The organism is Veillonella sp. DNF00869 (genome assembly GCF_001553345.1).
Classification (GTDB): Bacteria; Bacillota; Negativicutes; order Veillonellales; family Veillonellaceae; genus F0422.
Genome location: NZ_KQ960767.1, coordinates 1 through 16,014 on the forward strand (window position 1 = coordinate 1; position 16,014 = coordinate 16,014).

The 16,014-nt window shown below is 38.4% G+C and carries 16 protein-coding genes; 15 read left to right on the forward strand and 1 reads right to left on the reverse strand.

Features of this window, described 5'->3' with window-relative positions; translation table 11 throughout:
• The 8 genes from HMPREF3032_RS02290 to HMPREF3032_RS02325 form a co-directional block, all read left to right on the forward strand.
• On the forward strand, positions 1 to 331 hold a 331-nt coding region (locus HMPREF3032_RS02290), incomplete at its 5' end, for an HAD hydrolase family protein (protein WP_156439332.1).
• Positions 332 to 633: 302 nt separating this feature from the next.
• Complete coding sequence (locus HMPREF3032_RS02295; protein ID WP_009353462.1) at positions 634 to 1,587, forward strand: magnesium transporter CorA family protein; 954 nt, start codon at positions 634 to 636, stop codon at positions 1,585 to 1,587.
• A gap of 546 nt (positions 1,588 to 2,133) precedes the next feature.
• Positions 2,134 to 3,066 (forward strand): nickel ABC transporter permease, encoded by a 933-nt coding sequence (gene nikB / locus HMPREF3032_RS02300; RefSeq protein WP_231723398.1) that lies wholly within the window; start codon positions 2,134 to 2,136, stop codon positions 3,064 to 3,066.
• Position 3,067: 1 nt separating this feature from the next.
• On the forward strand, positions 3,068 to 3,895 hold the full coding sequence (gene nikC / locus HMPREF3032_RS02305) for a nickel transporter permease (RefSeq protein ID WP_062401472.1): 828 nt from the start codon (positions 3,068 to 3,070) through the stop codon (positions 3,893 to 3,895).
• Positions 3,896 to 3,932: 37 nt separating this feature from the next.
• The gene (locus HMPREF3032_RS02310; protein ID WP_197413480.1) at positions 3,933 to 5,516 is read left to right on the forward strand and encodes an ABC transporter substrate-binding protein; all 1,584 of its coding nucleotides are present in this window, start codon (positions 3,933 to 3,935) and stop codon (positions 5,514 to 5,516) included.
• Positions 5,517 to 5,622: 106 nt separating this feature from the next.
• Positions 5,623 to 6,414, forward strand: coding sequence for an ABC transporter ATP-binding protein (locus HMPREF3032_RS02315; protein WP_062401473.1), 792 nt, complete (start codon positions 5,623 to 5,625; stop codon positions 6,412 to 6,414).
• Positions 6,407 to 7,180 carry an ABC transporter ATP-binding protein gene (locus HMPREF3032_RS02320; RefSeq protein ID WP_062401474.1) on the forward strand — a complete coding sequence of 258 codons (774 nt, stop codon included), beginning with the start codon at positions 6,407 to 6,409 and terminating at the stop codon, positions 7,178 to 7,180. The genes HMPREF3032_RS02315 and HMPREF3032_RS02320 overlap by 8 nt, the downstream gene beginning before the upstream one ends.
• A 180-nt stretch (positions 7,181 to 7,360) precedes the next feature.
• Positions 7,361 to 8,683 (forward strand): MATE family efflux transporter, encoded by a 1,323-nt coding sequence (locus HMPREF3032_RS02325; protein ID WP_062401475.1) that lies wholly within the window; start codon positions 7,361 to 7,363, stop codon positions 8,681 to 8,683.
• Between the two features lie 203 nt (positions 8,684 to 8,886).
• Here HMPREF3032_RS02325 and HMPREF3032_RS02330 read toward each other — a convergent pair whose 3' ends face one another.
• Positions 8,887 to 9,465 (reverse strand): TetR/AcrR family transcriptional regulator, encoded by a 579-nt coding sequence (locus HMPREF3032_RS02330; RefSeq protein ID WP_062401476.1) that lies wholly within the window; start codon positions 9,463 to 9,465, stop codon positions 8,887 to 8,889.
• Between the two features lie 281 nt (positions 9,466 to 9,746).
• On the opposite strand from HMPREF3032_RS02330, the gene HMPREF3032_RS07560 reads away from it, so the two are divergent.
• The 7 genes from HMPREF3032_RS07560 (at position 9,747) to HMPREF3032_RS02360 (ending at position 16,010) form a co-directional block, all read left to right on the forward strand.
• Positions 9,747 to 9,902 carry a hypothetical protein gene (locus HMPREF3032_RS07560; RefSeq protein ID WP_156439333.1) on the forward strand — a complete coding sequence of 52 codons (156 nt, stop codon included), beginning with the start codon at positions 9,747 to 9,749 and terminating at the stop codon, positions 9,900 to 9,902.
• A gap of 137 nt (positions 9,903 to 10,039) precedes the next feature.
• A complete protein-coding gene (locus HMPREF3032_RS02335; RefSeq protein ID WP_009353288.1) occupies positions 10,040 to 10,318 on the forward strand; it encodes a hypothetical protein in 279 nt (92 codons plus the stop codon).
• Positions 10,319 to 10,426: 108 nt separating this feature from the next.
• A complete protein-coding gene (locus HMPREF3032_RS02340; RefSeq protein ID WP_009353263.1) occupies positions 10,427 to 11,047 on the forward strand; it encodes a 3'-5' exonuclease in 621 nt (206 codons plus the stop codon).
• A gap of 555 nt (positions 11,048 to 11,602) precedes the next feature.
• Positions 11,603 to 12,589 (forward strand): galactose-1-phosphate uridylyltransferase, encoded by a 987-nt coding sequence (gene galT / locus HMPREF3032_RS02345; protein WP_009353392.1) that lies wholly within the window; start codon positions 11,603 to 11,605, stop codon positions 12,587 to 12,589.
• Positions 12,582 to 13,736, forward strand: a complete 1,155-nt coding sequence (locus tag HMPREF3032_RS02350; protein WP_072270746.1) for a galactokinase — start codon at positions 12,582 to 12,584, stop codon at positions 13,734 to 13,736. Before galT ends, HMPREF3032_RS02350 begins: the two co-directional genes overlap by 8 nt.
• A gap of 13 nt (positions 13,737 to 13,749) precedes the next feature.
• The gene (locus tag HMPREF3032_RS02355; protein WP_231723399.1) at positions 13,750 to 14,913 is read left to right on the forward strand and encodes an ROK family transcriptional regulator; all 1,164 of its coding nucleotides are present in this window, start codon (positions 13,750 to 13,752) and stop codon (positions 14,911 to 14,913) included.
• A 62-nt stretch (positions 14,914 to 14,975) separates the two neighbouring features.
• Positions 14,976 to 16,010 carry a galactose ABC transporter substrate-binding protein gene (locus HMPREF3032_RS02360; RefSeq protein ID WP_009353273.1) on the forward strand — a complete coding sequence of 345 codons (1,035 nt, stop codon included), beginning with the start codon at positions 14,976 to 14,978 and terminating at the stop codon, positions 16,008 to 16,010.
• Positions 16,011 to 16,014: the final 4 nt, after the last annotated feature.

Sequence of the window (16,014 nt, forward strand, 5' to 3'; positions counted from 1 at the left end):
TATGTTCGTAGGTGATGGCATCAACGATGCGCCTGTATTGACAGGTGCTGACGTAGGCGGTGCTATGGGTAGTGGTGCAGATTCTGCCATTGAAGCGGCAGACGTGGTGTACATGAACTCTAACTTAGATTCTGTATGGCGCTCCTTGAGCATTGCGGATCGTACTTTGTCCATTGCATGGCAAAATATTTTCTTCGCTATTGCTGTAAAAATCATCGTTATGGTAGCAGGTGTATTTGGTTTTGCTAATATGTGGGTAGCTATCTTTGCAGATACAGGGGTATCCATTCTTTGTATTTTGAACTCTATCCGTATATTCTACAGCAAATAACATACGTCCTCCTGCTAGCATGTACGCCCAACTATGTAGCAGGAGGCATTGTGATATCTTCCCTCCTTGTAGTTATACAAGGCATATATCACTACATAACAACTATACAGCAAAAAGGACTTGGTATTAGGCCAGGTCCTTTTTGTTGTACATGGGTATCGTATTTACTCCTATACATTGATTGAGTGGAAATAGTGAAAGGTTGTTAGAAACTTTCATAAGAAATCATAAAAAAATTGACGAATCGGCCTCGATTGATTAAGATAAAGGGTAGGGTTATTAAGACGTTAAGGAGGTGTCACATGTTAACGGTACACAAACACGTAGAGGGGGAATTATTTACAGATTCCACTGTACAAGATGCTACAAAAGGTTCATGGATAAATTTGGTGAACCCAGACCCCGATGAGTTGGCTATCGTCAATATGATGACACAGATTCCAACGGACGTACTGAAAGCAGCTTTGGATACGGAAGAACGGTCTCACGTAGAAATTGAAGATGAATACATTTTCGTCGTTATTAACATTCCAGTACTGCGTGGTTCTGATGTATATGATGCAGTACCTTTGGGTGTATTTGTGACAGAAGATTTCTTTATTACCATCTGTTTAGAAGAAGCAGAAGTGCTATATCCGTTCTTGAGCAATCAAATGCCAACCTTCTATACTTTTAAAAAGACAAGATTTCTGTTCCAAATCATGTATCGCACAGCGGTACTATATTTGCGATACTTACAACAAATTGACCGCCGTACGGATGACATTGAAAAAACATTACGACATACGACACGGAATAAAGATTTGTTCCAATTGTTGGAATTACAAAAATCCATGACCTATTTTACCTCTGCACTGCGTGGTAATGGTACGGTAATGGAACGGATTTTACGTATTCGTCGTCATGATGATGTGCGATACTTATTAAAAATCTATGAAGAAGATGAAGATCTATTAGAAGATGTGATCATTGAGAACAAGCAGGCTGTGGAAATGGTTGAAATGTATTCTAATATTTTGATGAATATGATGAATGCCTTTACATCCATTATTTCTAACAATTTAAACTTAGTTATGAAATTATTGGCAGCCATGACAATTATGTTAGCTGTACCAACGGCCATCTTTAGCTTGTGGGGTATCAATGTACCGGTGCCATTTGCTGATATGGAATATGGCTTTGAGTATGTGATTGGTATTGGTATAAGCTTTGCAGCCCTGGCAGGCTATTGGCTTTGGAAAAACGATTTCTTTTAATTGCATAGTAAAATGGAACACACCTAAGGGGGCTCCCTGGGGTGTGTTTTCTTATGTCACGATTCAGGTTAATTATGAAAGTTTCTTATATCTATCTTTAAAAGTCGTGAATATTATACAAAATGAATAAAATTGCTATATAGATATTTTTCAATTTGTGTAAATGCAATGATTTAAAATGATATAAATCACAGATAAATACCTAGAAATGTACACTTTCAAACAAGCATGTATTCCATGTCTTGCGATATTCGCATTTGTCATTTGACAATTTTGATAAAAGAATTTAACATATTTATGTAATATCTATATTTAGAATTTGGGCGTAGACATTGACTTTGAATACCGAGTATAAGGGAAGAATAATTTGGGGAAGATATTACTAAAAGTTGTATAGGGTTATGGGCAAGATGGAGCAAGATTGTCTAAGCTGTAGCCCTTGCTAACTTTCTGTATGTATCCACCCCGAAGGGTGGTTTTTCTTTTTTTGCTAGTATTAATTACATCAATGTATGCTCATCAATATTAAGGAAAGGATGTGGATGATTGAAAACCATACTGAGTAAAATGTCACAATTGCTAATAACGTTGATTGGTGTTACGTTTCTGACATTTTGCTTGACCTACATTGCTCCTGGGGATCCAGCCATGATGGTGTTGGAAGCAGGGGACACTATTGTGTCACAAGAAATGATTGATGCTACACGAAAAGAGATGGGCTTAGATCGGCCATTTATGGAACAGTATGTACGATGGGTAGCAGGTGCCGTACAAGGTGACTTGGGGACTTCCTATTCAGGGAAAAAACCAGTGACCGACAAATTATTAGAAGGCTTGGGTGGTACGGCTTTATTAGCAGTGTCAGCCTTTGCACTAAATGTACTCGTTTCCATACCACTGGGGATTTATTCGGCCGTGAAAGCGAATAAACTGCCAGACTTTGTGATTCGATTCTTTGCCTTTGTGAATGTATCAATGCCTAGTTTCTGGTTAGGCATGATTCTGCTGTACATCTTCGGTTTTAAATTGCACTTGGTGCCAATTGCTACGTCGGTGATTAGTTTTAAAGCTTTGATTTTACCGGCTGTCACATTGGCTTGCGTTATGTCTGCAAAGTTTACGCGCCAAGTGCGGACTGTCATCATTGAAGAATTGCATCAAGATTATGTGATGGGAGCTCGTGCACGTGGTATGAGTGAATCTCAAATTTTGTGGAAACATGTATTGCCAAATGCTATATTACCATTGATAACAATCATGGGTATGCATGTCGGTTGGCTCTTGGCAGGGGCTGCGGTGATTGAAATCGTATTCTCTTGGCCAGGGATGGGTAAAATGGCAGTCTATTCCATTGGCATGCGTGACTATCCGTTGATTGAAGGCTTCGTATTATGGGTAGCTCTCATTTATACAGCCATCAACTTCTTAGTAGATATGTCCTACTCTATATTAGATCCACGGTTGAAAGGGAGGGGATAAGATGAAAGAATTTATTTTGCAACACAAACGCTTTTCTTTCTACTCCCTCTTAGTGGCTATCGTAGTAGGAATTGCTATATTTGCTCCCTATATCACACCACATGATGCTTTTCATGCAGATATGTCAAAAGCTTTCTTAAAGCCCTCTGCAGAACATCTGATGGGGACAGATAAATTAGGACGTGACACGTTCTCCCGTATCATTTATGGTACACAAACTTCCTTGTCCATGACAATTATTCTAGTGATTCTAACAGCGACTGTTGGTACAGTAATAGGGATTTTGTCAGGTTTCTTTAGAGGTAAAATAGAGCTTGTATTGATGCGATTTACGGATATTATGTTATCCTTCCCAGGAGTGGTATTGGCCATTGCCATTGCCGGCATTATGGGTGGTAGTGCCATCAATGCTATCTTGGCTCTTGTTGTGGTGAGCTGGGCGAAATATGCACGAATGACCCGTTCTGCAGTGATCAAACTTCGCCATAACGATTTTATTGCGGCAGCCAGAGTAAATGGAACAAAACAAATGACCATTTTATGGCGCCATATTTTACCGAATGTTCTGCCTCTGATTGTTATCACAGGGGCTATGGATATTGGGACTATGATGATGGAAGTTGCGGGACTTTCCTTCTTGGGCTTTGGGGCACAGCCTCCGACGCCAGAATGGGGGTTAATGCTCAATGAGAACCGCCAATATATTTTATCGTCACCAGAATTGATGTTATATCCAGGGTTGGCCATTTTCATTGTGGTTTCCATCTTCAATTTATGGGGCGATTCGCTGCGGGATATCTTAGATCCACGTAGTAAAGATTCACATTAATGTGTTAGTAGATAAGTTTTATAGAAAGGAACTTAAGATGAAACAAAGTTGGAAAAAATGGCTTCGTAATGCTACATTTGGCGTTATGGCAGTAGCGGCATTAGGTGTGATGGCAGGTTGCGGTAACGACAATGCGGCACCAGCTGACAAAAGTGTATTAAAAATTGGGGTTACAAACTTCGCAGACACATTGGAACCAACACAAAACTACTTTGGTTGGGTAGTTATGCGTTACGGTGTTGGCGAAACATTAGCTAAATTTGATGATAAAATGAATACACAACCTTGGTTGGCTGAAAGTTGGTCTGTATCTGACGATAAAATGACTTGGACTTTTAAAATCAACGACAAAGCTAAATTCTCCAATGGCAATAAAGTGACTGCTGAAGCGGTAAAAGAATCCATTGAGCGTGCTTACGAGAAAAATAAACGTGCTACTACATTCTTTAAATACACAGATATCAAAGCAGAAGGTCAAAACTTGATTATCACTACTGATAAAGCGTATCCAAATATACCTGGGTTCTTGGCTGACCCATTATTTATCATCGTAGATGTGTCCGCTGAAAAAGCTGGTCGTGACTTCGCGAAAGAAGGTCCTATCGGTACTGGTCCGTACAAAGTGAAATCTTTCACTAAAGAAAAAGCAGTGGTAGAAGCTAACGAAAATTATTGGGATGGGGAAGTTCCTTTCAAAACAGTAGAAATTCCATCCATCGATGACCCTACAACTCGTGCCTTAGCATTGCAAAACGGCGACGTAGATGTGGCAGTTAACATCGGCGCTGGCGACATTGAAACTATGCGTAATGACAGCAAATTCAACGTAGAAGAAATCGCATCCTTGCGTACAGTATTAGCTCGTATTAACCAAAAAGGTGTATTAGGTGATCCAAAAGTTCGTGCTGCCTTCATCAGTGGTACTGACCGTAAATCCTACAACGAAGTATTGTTGAAAGGTACGTTCATTCCTGGTAAAGCTCCGATTCCACCAAGCTTGGATTATGGTTTCGATAGTTTGAAAGACCCTAATGCATACAATCCTGAACGTTCCAAGCAGTTGTTGGCAGAAGCTGGATGGAAAGATACTGATGGAGACGGTTATGTAGATAAAGACGGTAAAAACTTAGAAGTACGTTTCGTAGTATACAACAGCCGTCAAGAACTTCCAATCTATGCAGAAGGCGTTCAATCCGATATGAAAAAAATCGGTATTAAAGTAAATATTGAAACTGTTGACTATAATTTACTCGATAAAATGGGTATCGATGGCGATTATGACTTGTTGATCTCCAACACCGTAACAGCGAACACTGGTGACCCAGAAATCTTCTTGAAATGGTACTGGAAAACTAACTTGAATGGTGAAAACCCTCAAAATGGTTCTGGTTACAGTAATCCTAAATTTGATGCCATCTTGGATCAATTAGCAGTTGAATTCGACAAATCTAAACGTCGAAGCTTAGTTATCGAAGCACAACAAATCTTATTGGATGATGGTGCGGCATTGTTCTTAGGTTACCCTAAAACAAATATTGTCAATAAAGCTTGGTTAACAAATGTAGTGATGTACCCAACAGACTACTACTGGTTGACTAAAGATATTAAACCAGCAAAATAATCCTTTGTAGATGTCCGCAACAATCGGGAGGCAGGTTTGCCTCCCCTTGTTGCATGTAGCAGTAACTTTCAGTACCATACTCACGAAATAGTCAGAAAGGATCTATATGTTACTTAGTATTAAAAATTTAGCTGTTACCTATGGAAATAATCCGAATCCTACGATTGCAGGAGTTAACTTAGACCTAGCTGAAGGGGAGATAGTTTCTATTGTAGGCGAATCTGGCAGCGGCAAGACTACGGTCATCCGTGCCCTATTAGGGGTATTGCCCAATACAGGTCGTGTGTCTGAAGGCAGCATTACCTTTGACGGTCAAGATTTACTATCTTTTTCCACAAAAGACTGGTTAGACTTACGGGGCAATCACATTGCTATGATTTTCCAAGATAGTGGCAATATGATGAATCCTATCCAAACGATTGGCAAACAATTTGTAGAGTTTATTCAATTACATAGCACCATGTCTAAACAAGAGGCAGAGGCAAAAGCTATCGAAATGTTGGCTCTTACCAATTTGCCACATCCTGAGGCCATCATGAAGGCCTATCCATTTGAGCTCAGTGGCGGTATGCGCCAACGTGTAGGGATTGCTATGGCCATCACATTCTCTCCTAAGTTATTATTGGGGGATGAACCTACATCGGCCCTAGATGTAACAACACAAGCGCAAATTGTAGAAGAATTATTGCGCATTAACCGTGAAAATAAAACATCGATGATTATTGTAACTCATAATATCGGTGTGGCGGCTCATATGTCTGATAAAATTGTGGTTATGAAGCAAGGGGCTGTCGTGGAATATGGAACAGCTGAGGAAGTGATTCGTAATCCACAAGCGGAGTATACGAAACAATTACTCAATGCAGTGCCAGAAATCGGAGGGAAACGCTATGTCTGATATTATTATGCAAATTCAAGATATTGTGAAAGAATTCCCTTTAGCTGATGGTTCTACTTTGCGTGCTTGTAATGGAATCTCCATCGATGTAGAGCGGGGAGAAACCTTAGCCATTGTAGGTGAGTCTGGGTGCGGTAAGTCTACCTTGGTGAAGACTATTATGAATATGCATGCGCCTACATCTGGCTCTGTTATTTTCCGAGGTAAAGATATTACGAAGTTGACAGGTGAAGAAAAACGCCAAAATTATCGTCATATTCAAATGGTATTCCAAGATCCAACAGCCGCTTTCAATCCGAAGATGAAAGTGCGTGACATCATTTGTGAACCATTGCGCAACTTTGATCTCATTAGCAAAGCAGATGTAGATGCGAAAGCTAGAGAATTGTTGAAAATGGTAGATTTACCAGAAGATTTTGCAGGCCGATATCCGAATAATATGAGTGGCGGACAACGGCAACGTGTGGCTATTGCTAGAGCCTTAGCATTAGAACCAGAAATTATCGTTTGCGATGAAGCCACGAGTGCTCTAGATGTATCTGTACAAGATACAATCATCGAGCTATTGGTACGGTTACAAAAAGAAAAAGGCATTACCTATCTATTTATTTGCCATGATTTGGCATTAGTCCATTTATTCTGCCACAAAGTTGTGGTTATGTATAAAGGGGAAGTGGTAGAACGCCTGAATGGAGATGCCTTAGCAGAGGCGCAACATCCGTATACAAAACAATTATTAAGCGCGGTTTATAATTTAGAGCGGTAATCTATGGCTAACATTATTTTTCATTAGATGAATAGATTGTTTTGTAATATAACATAAATTGTATGAATAAGATATATTTGTATTATATGAACATACTTTGATATAATAAATGTATCAAATGGTGTATGAAAATGTTTCAAGAGGAACACCTAGGTGTTCCTCTTTTTTTGTGAGGGTAAGATGGAAGAACGATTGACCTACAAAGAGTATTTACAAGTGACAGTTCCATTTATGATTTCTACTGTGACACAACCTTTATTAGGGGCCGTGAATACGGCGATTATGGGGCATATGGATAATGCTATGTACATCGCTGCGGTAGCATTAGGAGTTATCTTATTTAATAATATGTACTGGCTCTTTGGATTTTTGCGGGTGGCCACAACAGTTTTTTCTGCACAGGCTTTGGGAGAACAATCGAAGGAAAGTGCATCCTTAAGTTTTTTTCGGCCTCTCATCATTGCTTTACTTATCAGTGCCGCTTTTATCGTGGGATATCCTTGGATATTTGATTACTATGCAAGTTTTATGCATCCCGACCCAGAGGTAATCGCTTTGATGTCGGAATATACAGATATTTTAATCTGGGGAACTCCTTTCGTATTGGTCAATTATGTTACGTTAGGCTGGCTTATGGGACAGATGATGATTCGCGCCACTATGATTATGCAAATCTCCATGAATGTGTTGAATATTGGTTTGTCCTTCCTTTTCGTATTTGGCTTTGACTTTGGAGTAAAGGGGGTGGCTTGGGCATCTTTGATTTCCCAAATCTATGCGTTCTTAGTAGGCCTAGGTGCTATGTACTTAGTTCGTGAACGGTTAGACCTAACGTCCCATATATGGAATACCTTAAAACGGGTGAAACCATTCCTATCTATCATGAAAGTAAACACAGACCTTATGCTTCGTACATTTTGTTTGTTGACCATCAACAATTTGTTTGCCAAAGCAGGCAGTGCTATGGGCAGTGATGTATTAGCGACGAATGCGGTGATTTTGGAGATTATCTTTATCATGGCATACTTCACAGATGGACAGGCGAACGGAGTCAGCGTATTTACTGGAAAAGCATTTGGAAAACGTGACTTGGTGCTTTGGAAAGATACGTTGAAGATTTCCCTGCAATGCTTAGCGGTATATGTGGTTATTGTAGAAATCGTGCTGGGATTATTCCGTAATGATGTCATTATGGTTATGACCTCAGTACCAGAGATTTACACGATGGCCTTGGAATATTCCCATTATCTATTGCTCTATCCTATCTGTGCGGCAGTAGGATTATTATTATATGGTATGTACAATGGCATCGGTCAGACTGCATCTATCCGGAATATGATGTTCATTGCAGTGGTCTTCTTTGTAGGCATGCAAGAATTGCTTATCCCTCCATTCGGTAATGACGGCATATGGATGACCTATGTGCTCACGTACCTATTAGAATCTATCATTTTAGTGCTGTTCCTGCCATTGGCAAAAAAACGGTTTTCCTTAGCGGTCTAATATGTTTCTAATGAAAATTGTTGTTTTACAAAATAGCGTAATCGATAGTAGATGGATGTTTTACATTCTAGTCGGCACAACAATATGCCATAAAGAATATCTTAATGACAATTAAAAACATATACAGTTGATATTACTACAAAAAGGCGTTACCGATGAGCGAATTTGCTTAAGGTAGCGCCTTGTTGCGTTTGTTTATGGTATTAATGTTGATGTTCCAAAATCAATGGTTCTGTAATATGGTAAAAGTATCGTGACATGTCTTCAATGGAATACTCTCGACCAGTTTCCAGCCACCAAAGAACCATTTCTACAAAAGATCCTGCAATGTGATTAGAGATAAAATCATGAGGGATATTGTTGTGTGGACAAGTTTGATTGTTTAAGAAATGACTTTGGATGAGTTCTTTCAGACTGCTCTTGAAATGACGTAGGAAGAGTTCGTTACTTTCACAGGAAAGAAGACCTAAAATATTATTATCGTTGTCCTCTAAATGCTGCAAGATATGGAGGAAGATAGCTTCCTTGATGTGGCTGTTTTTATATAAGCCATGAGCATGGGAGAAGTCTGATGCAGTGTCGATAATATGGGAGAATAGTTCTTGGCACAAGGCCTCTAATAGATCTTCTTTTGTTTCAAAGTGTGCGTAAAATGTACTACGGCCAATGAGGGCTTCATCGATAATGTCTTGCACGATGATAGCATTATAATTTTTATGTTCTAAAAGCCTAACAAAGGCGTCGAAAATAGCTTTTCTAGTTTTCATTTGTCGTTTATCCATAATTCCTCCTTACATATATGAATCAAACAAAATGAGATACTTGTTCAATATAGGATACTTTTCTATATATGTTTCGTAAATAACAAAGTAGAAAAAGTGATTCTTGTCAAATCTTTTTATTTCACTATACTAATAGTATATCATAAGTGACAAAGTGTTTCATATCTTTGTATATGTGGATATATTATAGAATGGTACATTGAAAGATTCCATTGTTAGCTTGTATAGCTATGGAATCTATCAGTTGTATATAGATTAGAAATAAGAGAGGATGTGTTCTTATGTTAGAACGAATTGATGCAATGTTAAGCAGTACTGCTACGACAATTATTACAGGAGCTATGTTTTTAGCTATTGTGTTACACACTACATTTGATGTACCTAGTTGGGTTCACACATCATGGATTACAGTATTGCAATACCAAGCAGGTTTATAGTATAAAAAAGCTGACGCATTGTAGAGGGAATGATAGATTGCACTGTTTTAGTTGCAACATGAATTTTCTTGTGGTATACTAATCTTATAATTGAATAAATTCGATATAATATATCGATTCGATGAAAGGAGTATACTATGAAAGAAATTTTAGGCTTCCATTTACATCATTGTCCATATTGCGCTAACGCATTCCGCGCTATCGAAGAATTGCAAGCAGAAAACCCTGCGTTCAAAGAAATCAAAATTAACTGGGTAGAAGATCAAGATGCTGTAGAATTGTTCAAAACACATCCATACGAATACTATCCAAATTTGTGGTTTGATTTGGACAAACAATATGAAGCACAACCTGGTGAAAGCTACGAACAAACAAAATCTTTAATCAAAGCAGTGTTTGAGAAAGCGATTCAATAATCGATTTTACTTTCATTAAAAATACTATATAATAAAAGCAGATGCTATGATGCATCTGCTTTTTCTTGATGTAATCGCAGATTTCAAAATCTTGCGTGAGGAGGATATATGTTAAATTTTGTGGCCTTAGACTTTGAAACGGCTAATGAAAGTAAGAATAGTGCTATTTCCTTAGCTGTGGTGACTGTGGAAGATGGACGGATCACAAAACGTGGCTATAGTTTAATCAAGCCCCCAGTGATGCAGTTCAACCAAGAGTTCATTGGTATCCATGGTATCCAACCGGAAGAAGTGTTGAATAAGCCTACCTTTGATCAGTTGTGGCCGGCGATTTATAATAACCATTTAAAAGGTAAACTGTTAGTAGCACACAATGCGAAGTTCGACATCGACGTGTTACGTGCCACCTTGGACCACTACAATATTGAATGGCCTGATTTAGAATATACTTGCACCGTCCGCATAACACGAAAAGTATGGCCTGATTTGGTGAATCATAAATTAAATACATTAGGTGGATTTTTAGGAATTACATTTAATCATCACAATGCCTTGGACGACTCTGAAGTATGTGCTAAAGTAGCCATTGCAGCAGCGAAAGAAAAAGGTGTAGATTCTATGCGAGGCTTGTTGCATGTCATTAACATGAAAACAGACTCCTTTATCACCGATGAACGACGGGCCCAAATGGAAGTCAAACAAAGCGGCACACAAGATACCTTCTTCTAGTGAACTTTAGTATCTATTACATTTAGTCATACTACTAGTAAATTGTATTTGTATATATAAAAGTAAGAAAAATATTTAAAAAATATTTTGTATGATATGGATAGGAGTCCTACAGATATCGAAACGATACATGCCTATGATATAAGAAAAATAGAGGGGAGTTAACTACTAATTATCTTTGGAAGAAAAGATAATAGTAAATATACTACATTATCCCATTCTCCCTCCGAATAAGCCCCCATATGATTTACTCATAATTTGTGCGTATTACAGGAGTTTCAATATATATTGATATCCCCAAATAAAGAAAAAACAATGCCATATTCCCCTGAACGAACATTCAGAATGCAGTGAGAGAAGGGGGATGTGGCATTGTTTTGTATCATAAGATATCAAAAAAGTGGAAAAACATGAAAAAAGATTAAATTATGAGTAAATCATATAACTTATTATTTAATTAAGTATTGAAAAAAATGTTAAAATATGAAAGAATAGGTATGTATAAAAATTATCTTTCATTTTTTAAAGCATATAACTATAGATTGGAGGTATTCCATGTCGGAATTACGATGGAATCCTTTATTGCGGACTTGGACAATGGTCGCTTCAAACCGTAAAGCACGCCCAACGATGCCAAAGGATTGGTGCCCATTCTGCCCAGGTATTAATAAAAAAGTCCCTGCAGATTATGATGTGTTGAAATATGATAACGACTTTCCAGCCTTAACGCAAACGCCAGAGGCTCCTTATGAAGATGGTAATGACTTTTACAAAAGTCAAGAAAACTATGGGAAATGTGAAGTTATCTTATATTCTCCGGAGCATACTGCTAAATTTTACGAATTATCCGAAGATCATATTGTTAAATTACTAAACCTTATTAAAGAGCGTCATAGTGAATTAGCAAAAGATGAAAAAATTAAATATATTTATCCTTTTGAAAATAAAGGGGAAGCTGTAGGTGTGACAATGCCACATCCACATGGTCAATTATATGGCTATTCCTTTGTACCGCAGAAGCTACAAGTGGAACTAGATAGTGCGAAAGATCATCATCATGAACATGGTGAATGCTTATTCTGTAAAATGAATCAAGTTGAGAAAGAAAAAGATGCTCGCATTGTGGGAGAAAATGACTCTTTCTTAGCCTATATTCCGTTCTTTACAGATTATCCCTATGGTGTATTTGTCGTGCCAAAACGTCACATGAATTACATCACAGATTGTACTGAAAAAGAAACCAAAGATTTGGCGCATATGTTAAAAACATTAACGGAAGCCTTCGATCGTTTATTTAATATGCCATTCCCATACATGATGGTATATCATCAAAATCCTGTAAATAGTCCTGAATATGCAGGACATGAAGAATATTATCACTTTAATATTCAATTCTATCCTCCTTTCAGAGAAGCCAATAAAATTAAATACTATGCATCCTCTGAAATGGGAGCATGGGCAGCAGCGAATACAAGTGCCGTAGAAGAAACAGCACCGGAATTGCGCAAACTATATAGTGAGGTTGAACAAGCAAATGAATAAAGAAGAATTACAACAGCGTTTTCTGTCCTTCTTTGGCGAAGGTTCAGGAGAGGTGCATTGTTATTTTGCTCCAGGTCGCGTGAATGTTATTGGTGAGCATCAAGACTATAATGGTGGTCATGTATTCCCAGCGGCACTTAAAGTAGGTATTTATGGAGCCATCCGTTTACGTGAAGATAGCAAGGTACGTTTACACTCTGATAATATGGAAAAGACAGTAGTGGTTGATGTAAATGAACATTTCCAATATAATATTGAACACGATTGGGCTAATTATCCATTAGGTGTGATTCAATTCTTAAAAGATAAGGGTCACAAGGTACCAGGTATGGACATTTATTTTAATGGTAATTTGCCAGCTGGTGCAGGCTTGTCTTCTTCTGCATGTATGCTAGATTTAACTGGTTATATGTTGCTTTCAGAGTTGGGTCTAACTCCAATTGATCGCACGGAACTGGCAAAAATGGCCATGCATGTAGAATACCATTTCGTAGGTGTAAAAGTGGGCATTATGGATATGTATGCTATCGCACACGGTAAAGAAGGCCATGGTGTCTTGTTAGATTGCACGCATATGGAACGAAAACTAGTTCCTTTGAACTGGCATGGACATACTCTTGTCATCATGAATACAAATAAACAAAGAGGTCTTGTGGACTCCAAATTTAATGAGCGCAAAGGTGAGTGCGATGCAGCTCTTGAAATTATCCGCAAGCATAAAGATATCTCTGGCTTGGCATTGGCTACATTGGATGATTTAGAATCTATTTCTGATGATGTGTTGATGCGTAGAGCTCGTCACGTCATCACTGAAAATTTACGTGTATTAGATTTCATGAAAGCTTTGGAAGCCGCTGATTTAACAGGGATTGCACATTGCTTGAATGAATCTCATAGATCTTTACAAGTTGACTTTGAAGTGACAGGTAAAGAATTGGATACGATTGTTGAGTTAGCACGATCTCAAGAAGGCTGTATTGCATCTCGTATGACAGGTGCAGGTTTCGGTGGTTGTGCCATTGCCCTTGTAAAAGATGAGCATATTGAGGCTTTTATGAGAGCTATTCCAGAAGAGTACGAGAAACAAATAGGTGTTACCCCTAGTCTATATATTGCTGAAATTGGTGATGGGGTGTATTCACTGTAAAGGAGATAGAATCATGATAAAGCCACAAATAAGCAATGATGAAATTATTTTGAATTACATCAGGCGTCATGGCCCCGTATCAAAGGCCTTGATTGCAAGACAGACCAAAATAACGCCTCCCACAGTGACTAATATTTGTACGAATTTAATTCGGAAAGGATTGGTCTATGAAGATCGTCAAGAACGGTCTGCATTGGGACGCCCATCAATGTTGTTAGACTTTAATCATGATATTGAAACCTATTTGATTGTTCATATAAGAACACATACGATTGTCTTTTATGTGGCTACAGTAGGACGTCAAATTTTACAGCAATTAGAAACATCTATTATTGGTTGTAGTGCTGATGAAATCATGCAACATATGTATCGTGGCATACAGGATATCTTTAAAGAAGACTATAAAATTAAAAGTATAGGCCTCGTTTTGCGTGGACCTGTAGATTCAGGAAAAGGGATTTCTATTTACTCCCCTAATGGAAAATGGAATAATATTCCTTTCAAGTATATCTTAGAAGAGCGATTCCATGTGCCTGTATATGTAGAAAATGATGTTCGTTGTTTATCGACGGGCGAATATTACTATGGCAATGGTAAAGAAATGGATAATCTCATTGTCCTTAAATTTAGTTATGGCCTCGGTATATCCTTGATTTATCATGGTGAACTTTACCGCGGTTTTAACGATAGTGCTGGGGAAATTGGATATGGTGTGATTCGATTAGATGAAGAGGGCAATGAAGTGCGCTTGGAAGATATCGCATCGGAAACATCGATTCATTCCTATGTAGTGGAACAAATGGAAAAAGGCCGATATACGTCGGTACAAGATAACCCATTGGTTGTGAGCAAAGCATTTCGTGTAGAGCCTATTTATGAGGCCGCAGTAGAAGGTGATGAAGTGTGTTTAGAGGCTCTTTCACGAGTAGGGCATTATTTAGGAATTGCTTTAGCCAATATAGCGAACTTATTTAATCCAGAGCGGATTATTTTGAGCAGTGCTATGGGTAATGCAGTAGGAGTAATGGACCCTATTTTGCGAGGTGTATTAGAACGCAATTCATACAAAGCACATACGATTAATTTAGAATATTCCGGCAATGGCTCTTATTATACATTGTTAGGTATGATTGATATTGTCAGTGCAAAACGAGCTGAAGAAGCTTGGTTACGGTAGGTACCACGACTAGATACACTAGTCTTATAGGTATATAGGATATCTAAAAGGAGGATATTATTATGAAACGATCTTGGAAAGCAGCGATGCTTGCATCTGCAGCAGTAGGTGCACTTGTGTTAGGTGGTTGCGGAAGCGATCAAGGAGCAAGCGGTGACAAACCTCAAATTGGGGTTGCTATTTACAAATTTGATGACACTTTCATGAGTGGCGTTCGTGCAGAAATTGATAAAGCTGCTAAAGACAAAGCTAAAGTGGATATCGTAGATAGCCAAAACTCTCAACCAACACAAAACGAAAAGATTGACTTATTCATCAATAAGAAGTACAAAGCAATCGGCGTTAACGTGGTAGACCGCACAGCAGCAGGCGTTATCATTGATAAAGCGAAAGCAGCTAACATTCCATTGGTATTCTTGAACCGTGAACCATTGAAAGAAGATATGGCTAAATGGGATAAAGTATACTATGTAGGTGCGAAAGCTGAACAAAGTGGTGAAATGCAAGGTAAAATCTTAGCAGATTACTTCAAAAAACACCCTGAAGCATACCATAGCAATGATGGTGTTATCCACTATGTTATGATTACTGGTGAACCAGGTCACCAAGACGCAGTACTTCGTACAGAACACTCCGTTAAAGCTCTTAAAGCAGAAGGCATGAAAGTAGAAGAGTTAGCTAGCGATACAGGTATGTGGGACCGCGTTAAAGGTCAAGAAAAAATGGCAGCGTTCTTGAGCCGTTACGGCGATAAAATTGATGCTGTTATCTGTAACAATGACGACATGGCATTAGGTGCTATTGAAGCGTTGAAAGCAGCAGGCTACTTCACAAATGGCAAATACATTCCAGTAGTAGGCGTTGACGCTACAACTCCAGCAGTACAAGCGTTGAAAGACGGCACATTATTGGGTACAGTATTAAACAATGCTAAAAAACAAGGTCAAGCTGTATTTAATCTTTCCTATGTGTTAGCTAAAGGCGAAACACCAAATAAAGACAATACAGGTTTTGATATTGTTGATGGTAAATATATTTGGGTACCTTACGAAATCGTAACAAAAGAAAATGCGGATAAGATTTTAGGTGACAAATAAGAAA

Coding starts and splice junctions, on each gene's coding strand:
- HMPREF3032_RS02325 (WP_062401475.1), top strand. CDS start 7,361: ATGGAAGAACGATTGACCTACAAAGAGTATTTACAAGTGACAGTTCCA.
- HMPREF3032_RS02340 (WP_009353263.1), top strand. CDS start 10,427: ATGTTAAATTTTGTGGCCTTAGACTTTGAAACGGCTAATGAAAGTAAG.
- galT (WP_009353392.1), top strand. CDS start 11,603: ATGTCGGAATTACGATGGAATCCTTTATTGCGGACTTGGACAATGGTC.
- HMPREF3032_RS02320 (WP_062401474.1), top strand. CDS start 6,407: ATGTCTGATATTATTATGCAAATTCAAGATATTGTGAAAGAATTCCCT.
- nikC (WP_062401472.1), top strand. CDS start 3,068: ATGAAAGAATTTATTTTGCAACACAAACGCTTTTCTTTCTACTCCCTC.
- HMPREF3032_RS02335 (WP_009353288.1), top strand. CDS start 10,040: ATGAAAGAAATTTTAGGCTTCCATTTACATCATTGTCCATATTGCGCT.
- HMPREF3032_RS02310 (WP_197413480.1), top strand. CDS start 3,933: ATGAAACAAAGTTGGAAAAAATGGCTTCGTAATGCTACATTTGGCGTT.
- HMPREF3032_RS02330 (WP_062401476.1), bottom strand. CDS start 9,465: ATGGATAAACGACAAATGAAAACTAGAAAAGCTATTTTCGACGCCTTT.
- HMPREF3032_RS07560 (WP_156439333.1), top strand. CDS start 9,747: ATGTTAGAACGAATTGATGCAATGTTAAGCAGTACTGCTACGACAATT.
- HMPREF3032_RS02360 (WP_009353273.1), top strand. CDS start 14,976: ATGAAACGATCTTGGAAAGCAGCGATGCTTGCATCTGCAGCAGTAGGT.
- HMPREF3032_RS02350 (WP_072270746.1), top strand. CDS start 12,582: ATGAATAAAGAAGAATTACAACAGCGTTTTCTGTCCTTCTTTGGCGAA.
- HMPREF3032_RS02355 (WP_231723399.1), top strand. CDS start 13,750: ATGATAAAGCCACAAATAAGCAATGATGAAATTATTTTGAATTACATC.
- HMPREF3032_RS02315 (WP_062401473.1), top strand. CDS start 5,623: ATGTTACTTAGTATTAAAAATTTAGCTGTTACCTATGGAAATAATCCG.
- HMPREF3032_RS02295 (WP_009353462.1), top strand. CDS start 634: ATGTTAACGGTACACAAACACGTAGAGGGGGAATTATTTACAGATTCC.